Raw genomic sequence first — 3,974 nt, forward strand, 5'->3', positions numbered from 1 at the left:
CACACTAACACTGCTACCCTTGACCACGGAGGCTCCTTCGCTAGAACGGTTAGGTTTAAGGCACCACCCATTCTGCCTAGAAGCCTCTCGTCATACCAACCCATCCATCAAAACAACAAACACGGTCAACGGCATGTCGCGTCTGTTAAGCGTGTTGTTTATTATGATATTCTTAACGTGGTTGCGGCTTTTTCCGTTGTGCTAATGCATACTAATGAGGCATATTGGAATTTTCGACCGACAAAAACTTGGGTGATGAATTTAATAATTGAAAAATCACTGAAGTTTGCCGTCCCTATTTTTTTCATGCTTACGGGGGCGACTTTGATGGACTATCGCGAGAAGTACTCTACGGGAAAATATGCGCAAAAACGAATTCGGCGTGCGGTTATCCCATTTCTTTTCTGGAGTATCATAGGCTTACTTTTCTCCAGATTTTTGACTCATTCAACGCCGTCTTCAAGTATTGCGCATTACATTAATATGATTATCACAACCTCTATCCCCGAGGTTAATGTCTATTGGTTTTTCATCCCGCTATTCTTGGCCTATCTAGCTATTCCTGTATTTTCATGCATTCCTTCTTCGAAGAGAAATGACATATTCTCTTTTCTGATTATTTGGTATTTGGTTTTCACTGCTGCGAAAGCTTTTCTTCCGTTGATTGGGGTACAAGTCAATTCCATCTTAGATAATCCATTTACGGCTAATGATTTGGTGTATGTCTTACTTGGATATTTGTTATCAAATAATAATATTGACAAGAGAATAACGAGGGCATTGATCGTGCTGGGATTTCTTGCAGTTCTCTCGACGGTTCTTGGTTCTTTAACTGCAAGTTTTGCTTCGAATAAGCTTGTTAACGCCACTATTTTTGAATCAGCTTATTTCCTATGGCCAATTGCCGTGTTTTTAATATGTAAGGCGTTGTTTTCGAATAACAGCTTGGGAAGTCGTGTGTCGTCTTTATTCGCACAAATTTCGGCATACACTTTTGGTATCTATTTAGTGCATAGATATTTGTTGATTATTGTGGTCAGACTGTTCCATGTTAAGGTTATCCTCTGGTGGTGGCCCTGTCTTGGTGCGCTTATTGTTTTCTTTGCTTCCGCATTGCTGGTCTTCCTGTTGAAGCATATTCCTATTTTGAAAGAGCTGGTTTAGTGATCGTGCAAGGGGCTGCGGTTCACACGTTACCCCCTTATAATATAACGTCAAATTCCTGCATTCGTATGCAGGAATTTGATTTATGAGTCGATGGTGACCGATTTGATATGGGGCTGCAGGATATCTAGTTACTGACTGGTAGCTTTTGGTTTATCATGCTCGATACTGAACAGGGCAATGGAACGTCGATTGCATATTGTGATCATTCGGGGGTATATTTGGTTTATGTTGGCTGCCGAGCTGACATACTGAGAAGTATTATGGTGTGAGCAAGGAGATAGAAGGTTATGGGCAGGAGTCTATCTTTCCATAGCTGGCGAACGAGAATACGCGGTGTCGTTGCGGCTGTAGCTGCGACCGCAGTATCGTTCTCAATAGGAATCGTTTCATCGACAACTGCTTCCGCAGCTGAAGCGCAATTCCAGTCAGCGGCACAGGTATTTCGTATCAACGGGGAATCAGCTGCGAACAATTCCAAAATTTTTTGGCAGGCTGTGTCGGGCGCTAACAGCTACTCTGTATACCGTGTTTCTGCAGGCAGTAAGACGCTTGTGGGCACAACTTCGGGCACAAGCATCGATGATTATGGGTTGCCTGTTGGGACAGCGGCAACGTATGAGGTATTGGCATATTCAGGCAGCAGCCTGAAAGGGAAAGCTTCCTCCAACAGTGTTGAAACCTTTACTCCTACGCAGATTACGCTGCAGCATAACAATGTGACTCCGCCTGCGATGGACAAGGACCCGGTCGGCAAAACGGAAGTCCCAGTGTATAACTCACGTTCGGGTTCTACTCCCAAGCCTTTCAATGGCAGTCAAAAGAAGTGGGTGAACAGTGTTTCGAACGGTTGCCCCAGCAGCGCTGCTCAATTGGCAAAATACTGGTCTATTCGCCAGCCTTCCGATAACGATCAAAGACGTTCATGGATTCAGGTAAGGAAAGATGGCACTTCGCTGCATCTGTTCCAAGACACGCATTGGCAGTTCCAGGCGCAGGCTGATGCCATCAACCCTAATGGGCCGACGGTTTTTGCTTGTGATACTCATGAATACATCAATGATGCAAAGTCCGGTTCTAAGTGGGAGCTGCCTAACAGTCGAATTGAAGGTACAACCTTTATCGAGAATCCTGCTAACGGTCATGCGGTATTGATCGGACACTTGGAAGGTACGAGTGGCTATGACCGAGCGGAGCTGTTGATTGTCGATATTGATCCGGATAAAGGTGTGGTAAGCGCCTACCATGGCCGTCCGTCCAACCATGACATTCGTGATTTAAGCGCGTACGTTGAAGGCGGTACTCTGTACGTCGTCGCGGCCACTGACAAAAATCAGAATATCTCTATTATTAAGATCAATAGTTCGTGGAGCCAGCCTGAATCGATCTTAGCGACTGTATTTAAAGGTCAAGGGCGAGAAGCACCGAAGATCCATAAGATCGGCAACTACTATTATCTGTATACTTCTGCGACAAGAGGATTCTATTCATCTCAAACGAAGTATATCTATTCGACGAATCTGGCAGGTCAATGGTCAAATCCAATCAGCGTAGGTAATGCCACTGCCAGCGATGGACAGTTTTATCTGATCCGTACGGATTCGGGTAGCAAGAGAGTGACCTATTCCGAGATTGATAGACATTATGGTCAGTATCGCTCGCCGAAGACTGCACTTAATAATGTTCTTCGTATGCACCCGCTCGCTATCAATGGAACGTATCATGCAACCGCTTGGTATCCAGAAGTGGATGTCGACTCCGTATATGGTGCTGTTCCTGTACAGAACGGCAGGAATATTTCCTATGGGCGTGTTGCTTCTGATTCTGAGAATGGTAATACGAATCTACTGACTGACGGCAGTGATTCCGAAGATGCATCTTCTGTGGGCCACTCGACCAAGCCGTATACAGTGACTCTCGACTTGGGTGTTGCCAGCAACATTCGTGAGGTTGATTTTAGCTCTCGTCTTACGAATAGTGCATTGACGTATAATAAGTATGGAATTTCCGTTTCTAACGATGGAAAGTCCTTTACGCAGATTGTGAATGGTGATTCCAGTAACTTCTCTGGATTCATTCCGAATAGTGTCAATACCACGGCACGTTATGTTCGCTTGACGATGCGTGATTGGCCTCTGGTTTCTGGCTCTGGCTCGCAATGGAATCCCCCGAAGGAAGGTCTATACGAGATTTATGTGTATGGTAGCCTTCCGCCGGATACCACCAAGCCAGTGTTCTCTGGAGTCGGTGACGCGAGCATTGAGAGCGGTACCAAGTTTGATCCGAGAGCTGGTGTAACGGCCAAGGACGATCGTGATGGCGATCTGACCAAATCGATTACGGTGAGCGGAAGCGTTGATACATCCGTAATTGGCACGTATACATTGACCTATTCTGTTTCCGACAAGGCTGGCAACACTGCTACCGCAACGCGTAAGGTTACGGTAACCGCGGCTCGGCCAAGGTTCACGGTTCGGTTTGATGGTAATGGTGGTTCCGGTGCTGCCGCGCAGTCTGTGGCGCAGGGCGGCAAGGCCGCCAAGCCGAAGAATCCGACGCGTTCCGGCTATTCGTTCGATGGCTGGTATACGGAGAAGTCGGGTGGTTGGAAGTTCGACTTCAACAAGCAGGGTGTGTGGTACAGTTTCACCCTGTACGCGCACTGGACCAAGCAGCCGTCGAAGTTCACGGTTCGGTTTGATGGTAATGGTGGTTCCGGTGCTGCCGCGCAGTCTGTGGCGCAGGGCGGCAAGGCCGCCAAGCCGAAGAATCCGACGCGTTCCGGCTATTCGTTCGATGGCTGGTATACG

At 47.0% G+C, this 3,974-nt stretch carries 2 protein-coding genes; both read left to right on the top strand.

The genetic code is table 11. The features are described 5' to 3' along the window. On the top strand, positions 1–1,164 hold a 1,164-nt coding region (locus KIH76_RS11415; RefSeq protein ID WP_219070775.1), incomplete at its 5' end, for an acyltransferase. A gap of 290 nt (positions 1,165–1,454) precedes the next feature. Beyond that, a partial coding sequence (locus KIH76_RS11420) for an InlB B-repeat-containing protein (protein ID WP_219070776.1) occupies positions 1,455–3,974 on the top strand: 2,520 nt, incomplete at its 3' end.

This window comes from Bifidobacterium simiiventris (assembly GCF_019331715.1).
Lineage (GTDB): Bacteria > Actinomycetota > Actinomycetes > Actinomycetales > Bifidobacteriaceae > Bifidobacterium > Bifidobacterium simiiventris.